Source organism: Streptomyces sp. NPDC022910 (assembly GCF_055561075.1).
In genome coordinates this window covers 78,224-94,993 of record NZ_JBVHHL010000007.1, presented here as the reverse complement: position 1 = coordinate 94,993, position 16,770 = coordinate 78,224, and the positions used below count along the sequence as shown (strand labels likewise).

12 protein-coding genes and 2 pseudogenes are annotated in these 16,770 nt (G+C 70.9%); 8 read left to right on the top strand and 6 right to left on the bottom strand.

Annotated features, from left to right (window positions below; translation table 11 throughout):
* Nucleotides 1-3: 3 nt before the first annotated feature.
* Complete coding sequence (locus tag ACZ3TS_RS09425) at nt 4-1,158, bottom strand: lipid-transfer protein (RefSeq protein ID WP_467615362.1); 1,155 nt, start codon at nt 1,156-1,158, stop codon at nt 4-6.
* A 106-nt stretch (nt 1,159-1,264) separates the two neighbouring features.
* Between ACZ3TS_RS09425 and ACZ3TS_RS09420 the strand changes: the two are divergent.
* Nucleotides 1,265-2,885, top strand: a pseudogene (locus ACZ3TS_RS09420) (FadD3 family acyl-CoA ligase).
* A 279-nt stretch (nt 2,886-3,164) separates the two neighbouring features.
* Complete coding sequence (locus ACZ3TS_RS09415) at nt 3,165-3,359, top strand: hypothetical protein (protein WP_467615359.1); 195 nt, start codon at nt 3,165-3,167, stop codon at nt 3,357-3,359.
* 18 nt (nt 3,360-3,377) lie between these two features.
* Here ACZ3TS_RS09415 and ACZ3TS_RS09410 read toward each other — a convergent pair whose 3' ends face one another.
* The 3 genes from ACZ3TS_RS09410 to afsR all read right to left on the bottom strand — a co-directional run bounded on the left by ACZ3TS_RS09410 (nt 3,378) and on the right by afsR (nt 7,279).
* Nucleotides 3,378-3,971: an O-antigen ligase family protein gene (locus tag ACZ3TS_RS09410; RefSeq protein ID WP_467615357.1), complete on the bottom strand. Its 594-nt coding sequence runs from the start codon at nt 3,969-3,971 to the stop codon at nt 3,378-3,380.
* Complete coding sequence (locus ACZ3TS_RS09405) at nt 3,913-4,125, bottom strand: hypothetical protein (RefSeq protein ID WP_467615355.1); 213 nt, start codon at nt 4,123-4,125, stop codon at nt 3,913-3,915. The genes ACZ3TS_RS09410 and ACZ3TS_RS09405 overlap by 59 nt, the downstream gene beginning before the upstream one ends.
* Nucleotides 4,126-4,336: 211 nt before the next feature.
* Complete coding sequence (gene afsR, locus ACZ3TS_RS09400; RefSeq protein WP_467615352.1) at nt 4,337-7,279, bottom strand: SARP-family global regulator AfsR; 2,943 nt, start codon at nt 7,277-7,279, stop codon at nt 4,337-4,339.
* 201 nt (nt 7,280-7,480) lie between these two features.
* On the opposite strand from afsR, the gene ACZ3TS_RS09395 reads away from it, so the two are divergent.
* The 6 genes and pseudogenes from ACZ3TS_RS09395 to ACZ3TS_RS09370 all read left to right on the top strand — a co-directional run bounded on the left by ACZ3TS_RS09395 (nt 7,481) and on the right by ACZ3TS_RS09370 (nt 14,600).
* Complete coding sequence (locus tag ACZ3TS_RS09395) at nt 7,481-8,731, top strand: amidohydrolase family protein (RefSeq protein WP_467615349.1); 1,251 nt, start codon at nt 7,481-7,483, stop codon at nt 8,729-8,731.
* Nucleotides 8,732-8,751: 20 nt separating this feature from the next.
* The gene (locus tag ACZ3TS_RS09390) at nt 8,752-9,657 is read left to right on the top strand and encodes an LLM class F420-dependent oxidoreductase (RefSeq protein ID WP_467615346.1); all 906 of its coding nucleotides are present in this window, start codon (nt 8,752-8,754) and stop codon (nt 9,655-9,657) included.
* Between the two features lie 8 nt (nt 9,658-9,665).
* Nucleotides 9,666-10,448, top strand: a complete 783-nt coding sequence (locus ACZ3TS_RS09385; RefSeq protein WP_467615344.1) for an SDR family NAD(P)-dependent oxidoreductase — start codon at nt 9,666-9,668, stop codon at nt 10,446-10,448.
* Between the two features lie 115 nt (nt 10,449-10,563).
* Nucleotides 10,564-11,682, top strand: coding sequence for an LLM class flavin-dependent oxidoreductase (locus ACZ3TS_RS09380; RefSeq protein WP_467615341.1), 1,119 nt, complete (start codon nt 10,564-10,566; stop codon nt 11,680-11,682).
* Nucleotides 11,683-11,821: 139 nt separating this feature from the next.
* Nucleotides 11,822-13,152 (top strand): annotated as a pseudogene (locus tag ACZ3TS_RS09375) (N-acyl-D-amino-acid deacylase family protein).
* Complete coding sequence (locus tag ACZ3TS_RS09370) at nt 13,149-14,600, top strand: aldehyde dehydrogenase family protein (RefSeq protein WP_467615338.1); 1,452 nt, start codon at nt 13,149-13,151, stop codon at nt 14,598-14,600. Before ACZ3TS_RS09375 ends, ACZ3TS_RS09370 begins: the two are co-directional and overlap by 4 nt.
* Before the next feature lie 23 nt (nt 14,601-14,623).
* Here ACZ3TS_RS09370 and ACZ3TS_RS09365 read toward each other — a convergent pair whose 3' ends face one another.
* Together ACZ3TS_RS09365 and ACZ3TS_RS09360 are read right to left on the bottom strand one after the other, a co-directional pair.
* Nucleotides 14,624-15,019, bottom strand: a complete 396-nt coding sequence (locus tag ACZ3TS_RS09365; RefSeq protein WP_467615335.1) for a nitroreductase family deazaflavin-dependent oxidoreductase — start codon at nt 15,017-15,019, stop codon at nt 14,624-14,626.
* Nucleotides 15,020-15,074: 55 nt separating this feature from the next.
* Entirely contained in the window at nt 15,075-16,595 is a 1,521-nt protein-coding gene (locus ACZ3TS_RS09360) for a CehA/McbA family metallohydrolase (RefSeq protein ID WP_467615333.1), read from the bottom strand.
* Between the last annotated feature and the right edge of the window lie 175 nt (nt 16,596-16,770).

Here is a 16,770-nt window from a genome sequence, read left to right as displayed (position 1 = left end):
GGGTCAGCTCCTCAGCAGAAGGGCGGAGGTAGGAACCCCCTCGCCGGCGGTGACCAGACAGGTGGCGGCGCCCGGGACCTGCGCGGTACTGGTCCCCCGCAGTTGCTTCACGCCCTCGTTGATGAGGTTGAAGCCGTGCACGTACGCCTCGGACAGCCCGCCGCCCCCGGTGTTGAGGGGCAGCCGTCCGCCGATCTCCAGCGCGCCCCCCTCGGTGAAGGCACCCCCCTCCCCCCTGCCGCAGAAGCCGTACCCCTCCAGGGAGAGCGGTACGAGGGGCGTGAACGCGTCGTAGATCTGGGCGACGTCGACGTCGTCCGGGGTGAAGTCGGCGTGCTTCCACAGGTGCCGGGCGGCCGCCCAGGCGGGTCCGGTGAGCGGGTCGTCGTTCCAGTAGTTGACCATGCCGTGGTGCTGGGAGGGCAGCCCCTGGGCGGCGGAGTGGACGTACACGGGCCTGTGCCGGCAGTCACGTGCGCGCTCGGCGGAGACGACGACACAGGCCAACGCGCCGTCCGTCTCGAGGCAGTTGTCGAAGAGGCAGAGCGGCTCGCTGATCCACCGGGAGCTCATGTACATCTCCCTCGTCAGCGGCCGCTCGTACATGATCGCGGCGGGGTTCTGGTTGGCGCGGTTGCGGCAGGCGAGGGTGACGTTGAAGAAGTGATCCCTGGTGGCGCCGAACTCGTGCAGGTAACGACGGGCAAGCATCCCGATCTCGTCGACGGGCCTCAGCAGCCTGAACGGCCGGGTCCACTGGGCAGGGGTGGGCAGTTGGGCCGCCGTGTTCTTCCAGGGCCTGGGCCCGCTGCCGCGCTTGCGAGACCGCCAGGCGACGCCGACGGTCGCCTGCCCGGTGGCGACGGCGGCCGCGAGATGCGCGACGGTGGCACAGGAGCCGCCACCGCTGTATCCGACCTTGCTGAAGAAGGTCAGATCCCCGAGCCCGACCGCCTTCGCGACTTCGACCTCGTCGGTCTCCTCCATGGTGTACGAGGCCAGCGCGTCGACCTCGCCGGGTGCGATCCCTGCGTCGTCGAGGGCGGCGAGGACGGCGCGACAGGCCAACGCCTTCTCGGATTCGGGGAGTCGTCTGGCGAAGGCGGTCTGTCCGATGCCGACGATGGCGGTCGCGTCCTTGAGCCCTGTCGCTGCCATGGGCACACCTCCGCTGGAGTCGGGACGGGCGGCTGACAGCCCGTCAGGCTACAGCTGATCTGACGGATAGTCAGCTATGCGTTTCATTGGTTTCTGGAGGCGGGCCGTGCGCGGTGACGTGGAGTGGGGCAGCATTCCGGGGCTGGTACGGAGCGCAGCCCGTCGTCACGGCGATAGCGAGGCGGTGGTCGAGGGCCGTACCCGGATCACGTACGACGAACTGGGCGCCCGCGTGGAACGCGCGGCTGCGGCCTGCCTCGCGCAGGGGGTCGGCGTCGGCGACCGGGTGGCGATCTGGGCGCCGAACACCCTGGACTGGATCGTCTCGGCGCTGGGAGCGGTGTCGGCGGGCGCGGTCCTGGTCCCGCTCAACACGCGCTTCAAGGGCACGGAGGCGGCGTACGTACTGGAGCGCAGCCGCGCGAAGCTGCTGTTCGTGACGGGCACATTCCTGGGGACGTCGTACGTGGCGTCGCTGCGCCGGGCGGCGGGGGAGGGACCGGGTGACGGCCCCCCTACCCGGCCTCCCCCACCTGGAAGAGGTGGTCGTGCTCTCGGACGACGCCCCCGCCGACTTCCGCACATGGAAGGACTTTCTGGCGGCCGGGGAGGGGGTGGGCGAGCGCGAGGTACGGGAGCGGGCATCATCCCTCACCGGTGCCGCACCCTCGGACATCATCTTCACCTCGGGCACGACGGGCCGCCCGAAGGGCGCGGTGATCACGCACGGGCAGACGCTGAGGGCATACGAGATCTGGACCGACCTCGCGGGTCTGAGGCAGGGCGACCGCTACCTGATCGTGAATCCCTTCTTCCACACCTTCGGTTACAAGGCGGGCGTGCTGGCCTGTCTGATGCGGGGCGCGACGATGATCCCGCAGCCGGTGTTCAACGTGGACACGGCGCTGGCGAACATAGCGGCGGAGCGGGTCTCGGTCCTGCCGGGCCCGCCGACGCTGCACCAGTCCCTCCTCGACCACCCCTCCCGCGACGCCCACGACCTCTCGGCCCTGCGCCTGGTGGTGACGGGAGCAGCGGTGATCCCACTCCGCCTGGTGGAACGCCTGCGCGGCGAACTCGGCGTGGAGACGGTCCTGACGGCGTACGGCCTGTCGGAGGCGAGCGGTTTCGTGACGATGTGCCGCAGTGGGGACGAGCCCTCGGTGATCGCGACGACGTCGGGCCGCGCGATACCCGGAACGGAGGTACGGGTGACCGACGCGAAGGGCACTCCCCTTCCCCCCGGCGCCCCGGGCGAGGTCCTGGTCCGCGGTTTCAACGTCATGCAGGGTTATTTCGAGGACGAGCGTGCCACGGCGGAGGTCCTGACCCCCGACGGCTGGCTCCGTACGGGCGATGTGGGAGTCCTGGACACCTCCGGCAACCTCCGCATCACGGACCGGATCAAGGACATGTTCATCGTGGGCGGCTTCAACGCGTACCCGGCGGAAATAGAGCAACTGCTCGGTCTGCACCCGGACGTGGCGGACGTGGCGGTGATCGGCGTACCGGACACACGGCTGGGCGAGGTCGGCAAGGCGTACGTGGTGCGGCGCCCCGGCTCGGCACTGACGGGGGACGACCTGATCGCCTGGTCCCGCCGCGAGATGGCGAACTACAAGGTGCCGAGGGCGGTGGAGTTCGTGGGGCAGCTGCCGCGGAATGCGAGCGGCAAGGTGGTCAAGGGAGTCTTGCGGGGGCTGACCGCTCCTTCTAGCCTGACATGACGCTCCTCGTACGTTGAAGTCTGTCCGGGCTCTCGAACGCAGGGAGTTCACATGCCGACCCAGCCGACCACCGGTCAGGTGTCCGGTCTCCGTCTCGACGACCTTTTCTCGGACCCGGAACTGTCTCACTACAGCGCGGTGAACGCGTGCCGCCGGCCGAGTGAGTCCGGGATGGGCGACGCATTGGTGTACCCGATGAGAGGCTCGACAGCGCGGCCGCGGTCCGTGCCGCGTGGCGGGTGAACGAGACGGGTGGCCGCGTCGGCACCGCACCGCTCGGTGACGCGATTGCGTCCCGACCTGCTGGTCGCGCATCTCGCCGAGCGGTGGGGCGTGCCGCCCACGGACGTCCCGTCCCTCGACGCGGCGGCCCGCGACCGGGGGTTCGCCGACGTGTCGGGGGCCGTGGAGGCGGCGCGCAGGTTCTACCTCCACGTTGCCGGGGTGCTTGAGGAGGGCCGCCTTCAGGGGTGAGCGGGGCTTGGCGGGCTACTACGCCGGGCGGGGCGCGGCGGGCTCGTCGACGCGGAGGCGTTGAGGCCCGTACCTGGGGTGGTCGGGCCGGGCGGCGACGGGGGCGGAGCCCGAGCGGCGCCGACCGGCCCGGGCTTCGGCCATGACCACGGCCAGCACGAACCAGAACAGCACATCGATGCGATCCAGGTTGGCCGGATGATCCATCATGCTCACCAGGAAGAACCCGGTCAGCGCGGCGAGCCCTGCGGTCCCGATGACCGACTTCGCACGGGCGGCGCGGGCCGCCGAGGCCCAGGCGATCACGGCCACCGAGGTGATGGCGAGCAGACCGAGCGGCCCTGCTTCCACCAGCCAGTTCAACCAGAGGTTGTGGGCGTGGACGAAGACCCGGTCGCCGGGCAGGGTGGCGGATATGGCGGCGCCCGACCGGCCGAGCCCGACGCCCAGCGGGTTGTCGGCGGCCAGTTCGAGGGCCGCCTTCTTGACATACCTCGGCCGCGACGGCTCCCCCTCCGCGCCGTCGCGGCCGATCCCCGTGTGGGAAGAAGGTCTAGCTGGGCTCGGACGTGATGTGCGTGTTGTCCGGCGTGGCTTCACCGTCGTCGACATCGGTGATGTGCGTGTTGAGCGGCTGGACGGTAGTGCCGGCCTCGGCGTCGGTGATGTGCGTGTTGAGCGGCTGGACGGCCGTGCCGGCCTCGGCGTCGGTGATGTGCGTGTTGTCCGGCTGGACGACCGGCTCGTCCTTGCTGGTGTCGCTCATGCTGGTGGCTCCCCATGGTTGTTGCTGTTGGACTGTCGAGGGCCCGCCCGGCCACTCCCCCGAGGGTGGCCGGGCGGGCCACTCAAATCGCCCACCCTATTCTGCGAGTTCGGCGATCTCACCGGCGGTCCGCCTGCCCCCGACGCAGCGGATCGACAAGGAAGAGAGTGCCTGGTGGCGATAAACGAACGATGAACGGTGGTGTCATGTGCTACGCGGCCGCTGCCGGGGCCAGCAGTGCCTGTACCTCTGCGGCTTCCGGTGAGTGCAGCCTCTCGTAGATCTCGAGAGCCTCGCGCCAGCAGACCTGGGCCCGACCGGTCTGGCCGATTCCGCTCAACGACTTGCCGAGGACGGTGAGTACGTTGCCCCGGCGCCATTCCCCGCCGATGCCCCTGAGCATCGAGAGGGCCATCTCGGCGTTGGCCGCCGCCTGCGCGGGGCGCTGGGCCACGAGATCCACTTCGGCGAGACGGAACAGGGTCATACCCTCCCACAGCCGCTGACGGCTGGTGCGGAAGACCTGGAGGGCGTCCCTGAGGCGGGCGGAGGCATCGGACAGCTGGCCGTTCCTGCTGAGGGCCATGCCCAGCGCGTAGTGGCCGTTCGCGGCCTTGAGGGTGTGCCCCAGCTCCTCATACATTTCGGTGCCCTGCCGCGCGAGGCTCACGGCGCTGTCGGCGCGGTCCGTCGCCAGGTGCAGGCGTGAGAGGTTGCACAGGGCAGCTGCCGTGCCCGACAGGTCGCCGCAGGCGCGGAAGTCCTTGATGGCCCTCTCGAGATGCTCCTCGGCCTCCGAGTAGCGGTTCTGATAGAAGGCGAAGGCGCCCAGGATGTTCGCCGCCCAGCAGCAGGGCAACGGATCCTCGGCGGCCTCGGAGAGCCTGAGAACCTGCCGCGCCTCCTGATCGGCCTCATCGAAGTATCCGGACCAGTGCCGGGCGTTGGCCAGGACGAGAACGGCCCGGCCCTCCGCGCGGCCGTCCGACGCCGCGCGTGCGGCATCGCGCAGGGCCGTGGCCGCCGCCTCGTACTCCTTGGAGTTCGCCCCGGACTCCGCCAGGTCCACCGTGGCCCACAGCAGGTCGACCGCCCGCCTGAGCCGGGCATCGTCGGACGACTGCCGAACACACGCGAGGAGGGGGATGGCCTCGGAGTAGAGCCAGTCCTGGGCCGCACGCCGGTCCGCCAAGGCCAGTCCGGCGGTCCGGGTCTTCTCCAGGTGATCCACCAGCCGATCCCCAGGCCGCTCGATCGCATAAACCCCCGCCGCCGTGGCCAGATAAAAGTCCAGCAACCGCGACAACGCCGCATCCCGCTCGCTCGGCGGATGCTCATCCCTCTCCGCGCACGCACGCGCGTAGAGCCGGACCAGGTCGTGGTACCTGTACCGCCCCGGGGCCGCCGACTCCAGCAGTGACGTGTCCACCAAGGACTCCAGCAGGTCCTCCGTGGCCTCCACCGGCAGGTCCAGCACCGCGGCCGCCGCCGTCAGCGAGATGTCCGGGCCGTCCGCCAGGCCCAGCAGACGGAACGCGCGGGCCTGGGCCGGCTCCAGCTGTCCGTACCCCAGTTCGAAGGTCGCCTTGACCGCCAGGTCGCCCGCCTGGAGTTCGTCCAGGCGGCGCCGCTCGTCAGCCAGCTTCGCCGCCAGGACAGAGACCGTCCAGGTGCGGCGCGCCGCCAGGCGGGACGCCGCGATCCGGATGGCGAGGGGCAGGAAGCCGCATGCCGCCACCACGTCCAGCGCGGCCTCGCGCTCCGACGCCACCCGCTCTTCGCCCACGATCTTCGTGAACAACGACAGCGCCTCGTCCGGGGACATCACGTCGAGGTCCACCAGGTGCGCGCCGGCCAGGTCCACCATCCGGACCCGGGAGGTCACCAGGGCCGCGCAGCCCTCCGTGCCCGGAAGCAGCGGGCGTACCTGGGCCGCGTCCTTCGCGTTGTCCAGCAGGACCAGGACCCGGCGGCCGTCCAGCATCGAGCGGTACAGGGCCGAGCGCTCCTCCAGGGAGTCCGGGATCGCCGAGTCCGCCGTGCCCAGGGCGCGGAGGAAGGAGCCGAGCACCGTCTCCGGTTCCGCCGCCCGCGGGCCCGCGCCCTGAAGGTCCACGTACAGCTGGCCGTCGGGGAAGGCGCTACGGGCCTGGTGTGCCACGTGCACGGCGAGGGTCGTCTTGCCGACGCCGCCGATGCCGGCCAGGGCCGAGACCGCCATCACCCGGCCCTCCGCCGACGCCAGCACGTCGCTCAGCTCGGCGACGAAGGACGCCCGTCCCGTGAAGTCGGGGACGGAGGCGGGGAGTTGTGCCGGACGCACGGGTGCGGCGGAAGGTTCCGGGGCAGGTGCCGACGGTTCCGCAAGGCCCGGGTCCGCCTGCAGGATCCGGTGCTGGAGTTCCCTCAGACCCGGGCGTGGGTCGACCCCCAGCTCGTCCGCCAGCAGACGGCGCGTGTCCGCGTACACCGCAAGCGCCTCCGCCTGGCGGCCCGACCGGTACAGCGCCAGCATCAGCAGTTCGCGCAGGCGCTCGCGCAGCGGGTGCGCCGCCGTCAGGGCCGTGAGTTCGGAGACCGCTTCCGCGTGGCAGCCCTGTTCCAGGTCCATGTCCAGGCGGGATTCGAGGAGTTGGAGGCGCCATTCCTCCAGGCGCGTCCGCTGCGTGTCCGCGTACGGGCCGGGCACGCTCGCCAGTGGCTCCCCGTCCCACAGCGCCAGCGCCTCGTTCAGCACGTGCCGGGCATGGCGCAGATCCCCGGCGTTCTTGGCCTTCTCCGCCTCCGCGGCCAGCTCCTGGGCGGCCGCGAGGTCCAGGGAACGGGCGTCACGCAGCCGCAGCGCGTACCCGCCCGACTCGCTGAGCAGTACCCCGGGGGAGAGGATCTTGCGGAGGCGGGACGCGTACGTCCGTACCGCCGCCAGCGCCCGCGGCGGCGGCTCGTCCCCCCACAGTGCGTCGATCAGCTCGGACGCCGTCGCCGTACGGCCCTCACGCAGCAGCAACGCGGCCAGCAGGGCGCGCTGCTGAGGCGAGCCCGTGGCCAGCAGCTCCTCTCCGCGCCACGCGCGCACCGGTCCGAGCACGCCGAAGCGCAGCGTCGCCGATTCCTCGGGACCCCGTTGCTCAGGTACTCGCGGTACACCGTCCATCGCTGCCCCCAGGCCCCCCTGCCGAACCGACCACAATCAGGAGGCCAGTTTGCCTTGTTCATGGCGGATGCGTCAGCTCTGGGAGACGGCGATCACAGGGCGTCGCACGGTGCGTCACAAGGCCCACACATGTTCTTGCCGTGCCGGAAGGGCCTCCACGACAGCTGACGGACCGTCAGATCGGCGCTAGCGTGTCCGGCTATGGAGACCTCACCGACCGACGGAACCTTCCCGAAGATCATCTCCGTCGACGACCACACCGTGGAGCCCCCGAACGTCTGGCAGGACCGGCTCCCGCAGAAGTACCGGGACGTCGGCCCGCGTATCGTCCGTGCGCCCCTGAAGGAAATGACCTTTCTCGGCGGCAGGTTCGCCCCCGTCATGGGTGCGCCCGGCGACGACGGCCCGCTCGGCGACTGGTGGGTGTACGAGGACCTGCACCGGCCCCTCACTCGTCTGGACACGGCCGTCGGGTGCAGCAGGGACGAGATCAAGCTCGAGGTCATCACGTACGAGGGGATGCGCCCCGGCTCGTACGACGTCCCCCAGCGCCTCGCCGACATGGACGTCAACCACGTCCAGTCCGCCCTCTGCTTCCCGACCTTCCCGCGCTTTTGCGGTCAGACCTTCACCGAGGCCAAGGACCGGGCGCTGGGGCTGCTCGGGGTGCGCGCCTACAACGACTGGATGGTGGAGGAGCGGTGCGGCCCCGAGGCGCAGGGCCGTCTCATACCGCTGACCCTCATCCCCCTCTGGGACGCCGAGCTCGCGGCGGCGGAGGTACTGCGCAACGCCGCCCGCGGCGTCCGTGCCGTCGCCTTCTCCGAGATCCCGCCCCACCTGGGGCTCCCGTCCGTCCACACCGACGACTGGGACCCCTTCCTCGCCGCCTGCGACGAGACCGGCACCGTCGTCGCGATGCACATCGGCTCCAGCAGCAGGATGCCGTCCACCTCCGCCGACGCGCCGCCCGCCGTCGGCTCCACCATCACCTTCGCCAACTGCTGCTTCTCGATGGTCGACTGGCTGATGAGCGGCAAGTTCGAGCGCTTCCCGAACCTCAAGGTGATGTACGCGGAGGGTCAGATCGGGTGGATCCCCTACATCCTCGAGCGCGCGGACGTGGTGTGGGAGGAGAACCGCGGCTGGGGCGGCGTCGCCGACAAGGTCCACCGTCCGCCGTCCGAGCTCTTCGCCGACCACGTCTTCGGCTGCTTCTTCGACGACGCCTTCGGACTGCGCAACCTCGACGCCATCGGGGCGGGGAACGTCCTCTACGAGACCGACTATCCCCACTCCGACTCCACCTGGCCGAAGTCACGCGAGATCGGCGAGACCCAGATGGGGCATCTGGCCGCGGACGTCGTGGAGCGGATCGTCCGGCGCAACGCCATCGACCTGCTGGGCCTGACGGAGGACGGGCTGTGGGCCGGGCCGGGCGGCACCTGTTGAGCGGGCGTCTGCGGTACGGGATGCAGCTTCCCGTCCAGTCCCAGAGCACGATCTATGCCGAGGAGTGGGAGGCGGGCGCGGGGCCGGCCGACCTCGTCGAGATCGCCCGGGCCGCCGAGCGCGCCGGGTTCGACTACGTCGCGAGCTGCGACCACGTCGCCGTCCCGCGACGCCTGGCCGACTCCATGGGTACGGTCTGGTACGCCCCCTTGGCCACCCTCGCCCATCTCGCGGCCGTCACCGAACGCGTGCGGCTGCTGAGCCATGTCGCGATCGTCGGGTTGCGGCATCCGCTGGTCACCGCCAAGCAGTACGCGACGCTCGACCACCTCTCCGGCGGACGGCTCGTCCTCGGTGTGGGGGCCGGGCATGTGCGGGAGGAGTTCGAGGCGCTGGGGGTGGACTTCGGGCGGCGGGGCGCCGTGCTCGACGAGACGATCGACGCCCTGAGGGCGGCGCTCGGGCCGGACGAGTTCCCGGTACACCACGGCAAGTCGTACTACTTCGAGGGGCTCGGGCAGCGGCCACGGCCGGTGCAGGAGAGCGTCCCCCTCTGGGTCGGCGGCTCCTCGCCCGCCGCCGTGCGCCGGGCCGCGCTCAAGGGCGACGGCTGGCTGCCGCAGGGCGACCCGCGTGACCGGCTGCCCGCTCAGATCGCCCGGCTCCTCCGGCTCCGGGTGGAGGCGGGCATCGAGGAAACCCTCACCGTGGGTGCCATCACCGAACCGCTCTACGTGGGTGATCCGCGCTGGGACGTGGGACGGCGCACGATCAGCGGCGCTCCGGAGGCGGTCGCCGAGTCGCTGCGCGCGTACGGAGCGATGGGCGTGCACCAGATCCAGGTGCGGTTCCGCTGCCGGAGCCGTGCCGAACTCACGGACCAGATAGCGGCGTTCGGGGCCGAGGTGGCCCCCCACCTTGACTGAGGAGACCCATGGGCAAGCTGGACGGGCGCGTCGTCATCGTCACCGGTGCGGCGCGCGGACAGGGTGAGCAGGAGGCGCGGTTGTTCACGGCGGAGGGCGCCCGGGTCGTCCTCACGGACGTGCTCGACGACCGGGGGGAGGCGCTCGCCAAGGAGCTGGGGCAGCACTACGTCCACCTCGACGTGGGGCGCGAGGCCGAATGGGCCGCCGCCGTGGCCGCCGCGAAGGAGGCGCACGGGCACATCGACGGGCTGGTCAACAACGCCGGGATCCTGCGGTTCAACGCGCTGGTCGACACGCCCCTCGACGAGTTCATGAACGTCGTACAGGTCAACCAGGTGGGCTGCTTCCTCGGGATCAAGGCCGTCGCGCCCGAGATCGCGGCCGCCGGCGGCGGGACCATCGTCAACACCGCCTCGTACACCGCGGTGACCGGGATGGCGGCCGTGGGCACGTACGCGGCGACCAAGCACGCCGTCCTCGGCCTCACCAGGGTCGCCGCCATCGAGCTGGCGAACCGGAAGGTCCGCGTCAATGCCATGTGCCCCGGCGCCATAGACACCCCGATGTCCAACAGGGCCCGGCTGGACCCGGACGCGGACGCGGACGCCGAGGAGATGTCCAAGGCCCTGGACGAGCTGTACCGCAGGCTCGTGCCGCTCGGTCGGATCGGGAAGCCGGAGGAGGTGGCGAGGCTCGCCCTCTTCCTGACCTCCGACGACTCCTCCTACATCACCGGGCAGCCGTTCGTGATCGACGGCGGATGGCTGGCCGGGGTCTCCGTCATCTGACTTATCGTCAAGTATTGACGGTCCATTCGGGCAGTGCCACAGTCGGCGGCAGATGAATCTGACGATACGTCAGGTAGGGACTTTGGGCAGACGCTCGTGGGGACGGTGAACCTCCTTGGAATTCGGGCTCTTTGTACAGGGATACGTGGGCAAGCGGGCCGAGACCGATCCGCTCGCGGAGCACAAGGCGCTGATGGAGGAGACCGAGTACGTCATCCAGGCGGACAAGTCCGGCTTCAAGTACGCCTGGGCGTCCGAGCACCACTTCCTGGAGGAGTACTCCCACCTCTCCGCCAACGACGTCTTCCTCGGCTATCTGGCCCACGCCACCGAGCGGATCCACCTCGGCTCCGGGATCTTCAATCCGCTCGCCCAGGTCAACCACCCGGTGAAGGTCGCCGAGAAGGTCGCCATGCTCGACCACCTCACCGGAAACCGTTTCGAGTTCGGCAGCGGACGCGGCGCCGGCTCCCACGAGATCCTCGGCTTCCTCCCCGGTATCACCGACATGAACCACACGAAGGAGATCTGGGAGGAGACCATCACCGAGTTCCCCAGGATGTGGCTCCAGGACGAGTACGCCGGCTTCCAGGGCAAGCACTGGTCGCTGCCGCCGCGCAAGGTGCTGCCCAAGCCGTACGGGAAGTCGCACCCCGCGATGTGGTATGCGGCCGGGTCCCCGCCGTCGTACGCCATGGCCGCGAAGAAGGGCCTCGGGGTGCTTGGCTTCAGCGTGCAGAAGGTCTCCGACATGGAGTGGGTGCTGGAGCAGTACAAGACGGCGATCGTCGACGCGGAACCCGTCGGGGACTTCGTCAACGACAACGTGATGGTGACGACGACCGCCGTCTGCGCGCCCACGCACGAGGAGGCGATAAGGATCGCGGTCAACGGCGGACTGCACTACCTGCCGTCCCTGGTCTTCCGCTACCACGACACCTTCCCGCGCCCCGAGGGCTTCCCTGTCTGGCCCGAGACGCTCCCCGAGTCCACCGAAGAGTTCATGGAACTGCTCATCGAGGAGGAACTGCTCATCTGCGGCGACCCCGACGAGGTGCTCACCCAGTGCAAGAGGTGGGAGCAGGCGGGCGCGGACCAGCTCAGCTTCGGACTGCCGGTCGGGATCCCGAAGGAGGAGACGTTCCAGACGATCCGGCTGATCGGCGAGCACGTCATCCCGAAGATCGACACGGACCCGGTGCATCGCACTACGCGGTTTCGGCAGGGCGCCTGATCGCCGTCGGCGGCGGGCGTACGGCGACTGCGGGTCCGTCGTGGCTGGTCGCGCCCGCGCGGCGGAGCAGCATGTCGACACAGCCCCGCGCCCCTTACTGCGCGCCATGACCCGCACCGGGTTTTGAGGAGGCAAGCCCATGCTCGATCACGTCATCAAGGGCGCGACCGTCGTCGACGGGACGGGTGCGCCCGGATACACCGCGGACGTGGGGATACGGGACGGGCGCATCGCGACCGTCGGTACCGTGCGCGAGGAGTCCCGTACCTCCGAGGAGGCGACCGGCCTCGTCCTCGCCCCCGGCTTCGTCGACCCGCACACACACTACGACGCCCAGCTGTTCTGGGACCCGTACGCGACCCCGTCCCTGAACCACGGGGTCACCACGGTCGCGGCGGGCAACTGCGGCTTCACCCTCGCCCCGCTGAATCCCGCACGCCCCGAGGACGCCGACTACGCCCGCCGGATGATGTCCAAGGTCGAGGGGATGTCCCTGGTCGCGCTGGAGGAGGGCGCGCCCTGGAGCTGGCACACGTTCGGGGAGTACCTGGACGCCCTCGAAGGCCGGATCGCCGTCAACGCGGGCTTCATGGTGGGGCACTGCGCGCTGCGACGGTATGTGATGGGCCCGGAAGCGATCGGCGGACAGCCGACCGGGGAGCAGCTCGCGCGGATGCTCCGGCTCTTCCACGAGGCCATGGACGCGGGTGCCAACCGGTCCTGAACCTGCCCGTGCCCGAGCGCATCGCGAAACTCCGCGATCCGGCTGTCCGCGCCGAGATGCTGCGGCGCGCCGACTCCAAGGAGGCGGGGGTCTTCCGGCGCCTCGTGAACTTCGGCCGTTACGTCATCGGGGACACCTACAGCCCGCGCAACGAGGGCCTGACCGGTCGGGTCGTGAACGACATCGCCGCCGAACGCGGTCAGGACCCCTTCGCGTGCCTGGTCGACATCTGCGCGAACGACGAGCTGCGTACGGTGCTGTGGCCGATGCCCACCGACAACGACCCGGACTCCTGGGCGCTTCGGGCGGAGACCTGGCGGCACGAGGACGTCCTGCTCGGCGGCTCCGACGCGGGCGCCCATCTGGACCGCATGTGCGGGGCCCCGTACACGACGCGGTTCCTCGGGGACTGTCTGCGCGGGCGGAAGTTGGTGCCGCTGGAGCGGGCCGTGAAGATGCTGACCGACGATCCCGCGCAGCTGTTCGGGCTGCGGGAGCGGGGCCGGGTGCAGGGGGGCTTCCATGCCGACCTGGTCCTCTTCGACCCGGAGCGCATCGACGCCGGAGGGGCCACCCTGGTGCACGACCTGCCGGGAGAGAGCCCGCGGCTGGACTCCAGGGCGCTCGGGGTGCGGGCGGTCTGGGTGAACGGCGTGGCGGCGATACGGGACGACGTGGTGACCGGGGCCGTACCGGGCAGGGTGCTCCGCTCCGGGCGGGACACCAGGACGGTGAGCACCACGTGACGCAGCGTCAGCGGCTGTTCGTCGGCGGAGCGTGGGTCGAGCCCGACGGAGGCCACTACGAGGTCGTCGACCCGGCGACCGAGGGGATCGTCGGGTGGGCGCCGGAGGCCTCGCGGGAACAGGTGCACGCGGCGGCCGCCGCGGCCCGCGAGGCCTTCGGACCGTGGTCGCGCACACCCCCGGAGGAGCGGGCTGCGGTCCTCGCCCGCGCGGCGGACGTGATGCAGCGCAACCTCGTGCCGTACGCCGACCTCGCACAGGCGGAGAGCGGCGCCACCACCGGTACGGCGCGCGGGATGCAGGTCGGGGTGGCGGTGGCCCGGTTCCGGCGGTACGCGCGGATGGAGCCGGTGGAGCAGCCGCTGCCGCCGCAGATCAACGAGGCGGGGCCGTTCGGCGGGGCGGCTGTCATGGGCGCGCTCGCGGTGCGCCAACCGGTCGGCGTGGTCACTTGCATCACCTCGTACAACAACCCGTGGGCGAACCCGGCGGGCAAGGTCGCGCCCGCGTTGGCGATGGGCAACACGGTGGTGGTGAAGCCGGCGCCGCAGGACCCGCTGTCGGTGTACCGCATGGCCGAGGCGCTTCAGGAGGCGGGTGCGCCGCCGGGCGTCGTGAACGTGGTCAGCGGTTCACGCCCCGAGGTCGGCGAAGCGGCCGTCGAATGCCCGGACGTCGACATGGTGAGCTTCACCGGCTCCACGGCCGTCGGGCAGCGCATCGCCGAGGTGTGCGGCCGGTCCATGAAACGGCAGCTGATGGAGCTGGGAGGCAAGGGGGCGGCGCTGGTCTTCGACGACGCGGACCTCGAGTCGGCGGTGGCCGGAATAGGCACCACGTTCTCCTTCTACAGCGGCCAGATCTGCACGGCTCCGACGCGAGTGATCGCGCAGCGGGGCGTGTGCGACCGCCTGGTGTCCCAACTGGCGGAGTACGCAGGTCACTTGACACTCGGGAACCCACGCGAGCGGGGCACGGCGGTGGGCCCGGTGATCTCGGCGGCGCACCGGGACCGTGTGGAGTCGTACGTGGAACTCGGGCGCAAGGAGGGCGCGCGGCCGGTCACCGGGGGCGAACGCCCGCCGCACGACCGCGGCTTCTACGTCGCGCCCACTCTCCTGGCGGACTGCACCCCCGACATGAGAGTGGTCCGGGAGGAGATCTTCGGCCCGGTCGTCGTGGTCGTCCCCTTCGACGACGAGGAGGAAGGCATAGCCCTGGCCAACGACACGGACTACGGCCTGATCGACTACGTCTGGTCCGGTGACGTCGCCCGCGCCTTCCGCGTGGCCCGCCGGCTGCGGGCGGGCGGCGTCGGCGTGAACACCGTCGGCCGCAACATGGAGGCCCCGTTCGGCGGCTTCAAGAAGAGCGGCGTCGGCAGGGACGTGGGTTCCTACGCACTGCACGCGTACAGCGAGTTGCAGGCGATCGTGTGGCCGGGTTGAGGTGACGGGCTGCCCGGGTGACCTCAGTCGTCCAGGTCCACCCGCACCGTGAGCAGCTCCGCCCCGAGCGCCCGTACCGCCGTGCTGTTCAGGCGCGGCAGCGTCCTCAGCCTGGCCCGGGGGTCGTCGTCCGGGAGCAGGTGGGCCGTGCCCGGGTGCCAACGGCCCCGGATGCGGACCCGGACCCGCGGGTTCGCCCGGATGTTGCGGACGTACTGGGACCTCTCGCCGTACTCCGAGACCAGCCAGAACGAGTCTCCGATGCGGCGCCCGCCCACGGGGGTCTGGCGCGGCAGCCCGGAGACGCGTCCCGTCGTCTCCAGGACCGTCTGGAGGGGCAGGCGGCGCAGCACCGGATTGCCCACGTGGCGCTGGAACGCCGTGACGGCCCGGTACTTGAGGTCGGCATGACGTGACATGCCCCCATGCTCTCCCCATCGGCCCACCGCTGTCAGCCGCGCCACCCCCGAGGGCCTACGCCCCGCCCAGGAAGATCGGGTTCGTGAACGCGGCCGGCACCCCCGGCACCGGGCCCACCGCCGCCTCGTGCCGCAGCTCCGCCCGTACGTACGCCGCGTACGCCGGCGTCGTGTGCCACTCGACCGTGCCCGCCCCGGCCACCGGCAGCGGATCGCTCGTGAACAGCACGCCCTGGTCGGTGACGAAGCGGACCGTGCAGCGGGGCGCTCCCTGTGCTTCCAGGCGGACCGTGACCGGGGTGTCGCGGTCCACCCGCAACCGTTCGCCGATGCCCGCGTGTTCGCCGCGGCCGCCCGACGCGGTGAAGGCCAGCGACACGTTCTTCGACTCGGCGACGTACGAGCGGCCCGCGCGGATGCCCTCCTGGATGGCCTCCCGGGTCAGGTCGTCGGCCAGGACCACCGTCTGCGGGGTGCCGATGGCGTCCGGGTCTCGGTGCGCGTCGCTGTTGCCCATCGCGGGCAGCCACCGGGCGTGCCCTTCGCGGACCGCCGCCACCAGGGTGTTGTCCCACTCCGCCAGCGTGGCCTCGTCGTCCGGCGTGAACGGACCGTTCCACACCTCGACCGCGTCCGCCTCACCGAAGCCGAACTTCCATCCGCAGCCGATGCAGGTGGCGTGCGGATGGGCCGGGACGACCAGACCGCCCGCCCGGCGGATCTCCCGGACGAACCGGCCGAAGCGGTTGTCGCGCGCCCGGTAGCGCCAGTCGATGAACGTGCCGGGGTCGGTGCCCAGCGCCACCAGATGGCCGTTCCGCGTGGTCACCTCCTCACCCAGCATGATCAGCAGGTCGTCGCCCGCCTGGTCGGCCCAGTGCGCATGGGAGGAGTGGGTGTTGTGCTCCGAGGTGTTGATGAAGTCGAGTCCGGCGGCCCGGGCCAGCGCCGCGATCTCCGCGGGCGTGCGGCGGCCGTCCGAGTACCAGGAGTGCATGTGGCAGTCGCCGCGGTACCAGGCGCGGCCCCGGCCCTCGGCCCGGGACGGCGGGTACACGGGCACCGGGGTCTCGCCCCGCTCCCCGTAGGTGAGCGTGATCGTGACCTCGTATGTGAGGCCCTGCGGCGCCACCGTGTACGGGCCCAGGGTGATGTGCCAGGTGCCGGGGAGGATCGGGCCCGGGATGTAGCCGGGAGTGGCGTCGTCCGCGCGGATGAAGAACTCGGTGCGCGCGCCGCCGGACCAGCCGCGGAAACCCTTGCCGCCCAGCTCGGTCCCACGCTGGTCGAAGACTCCGATGTCGAGGGCGTTGCCCTGGGTGCCGGCCGGTACGGACGGCTTGTCGTAGGTGTAGGAGACCTTGATCTCACGGACGCCCTCGGGGACGTCGACGGGGAGGTAGACGAAGTCGGGGGAGCCGGTGGGCAGCGTGCCGCGCACCGTCCTCGTCTCCTGGTTGTCGGCCGCTTCGGCGGAGGGACCTCTGGAGAAGCTCACGGATCCCAACGTAAGCGCGGCGGCCGCGCCCGTCACGAACAATGCGCGTCTGCCGATGCCGTGGTCGTCCTCGCACATGCTGCTGCTCCCAACACGTCGGATGACAGGGGTGAGGCAGAGGTGGTGCCTCCCACTGTGGGGTTCACCCGTGAACTCCGGCGCACGGGAATCCGATCGGCAGCCGCGCGTCGGCGTAACAGGGGGTGGCCGGTGACACCTTGTAACGGGCGACCCGTCCCACCGACACACGTAC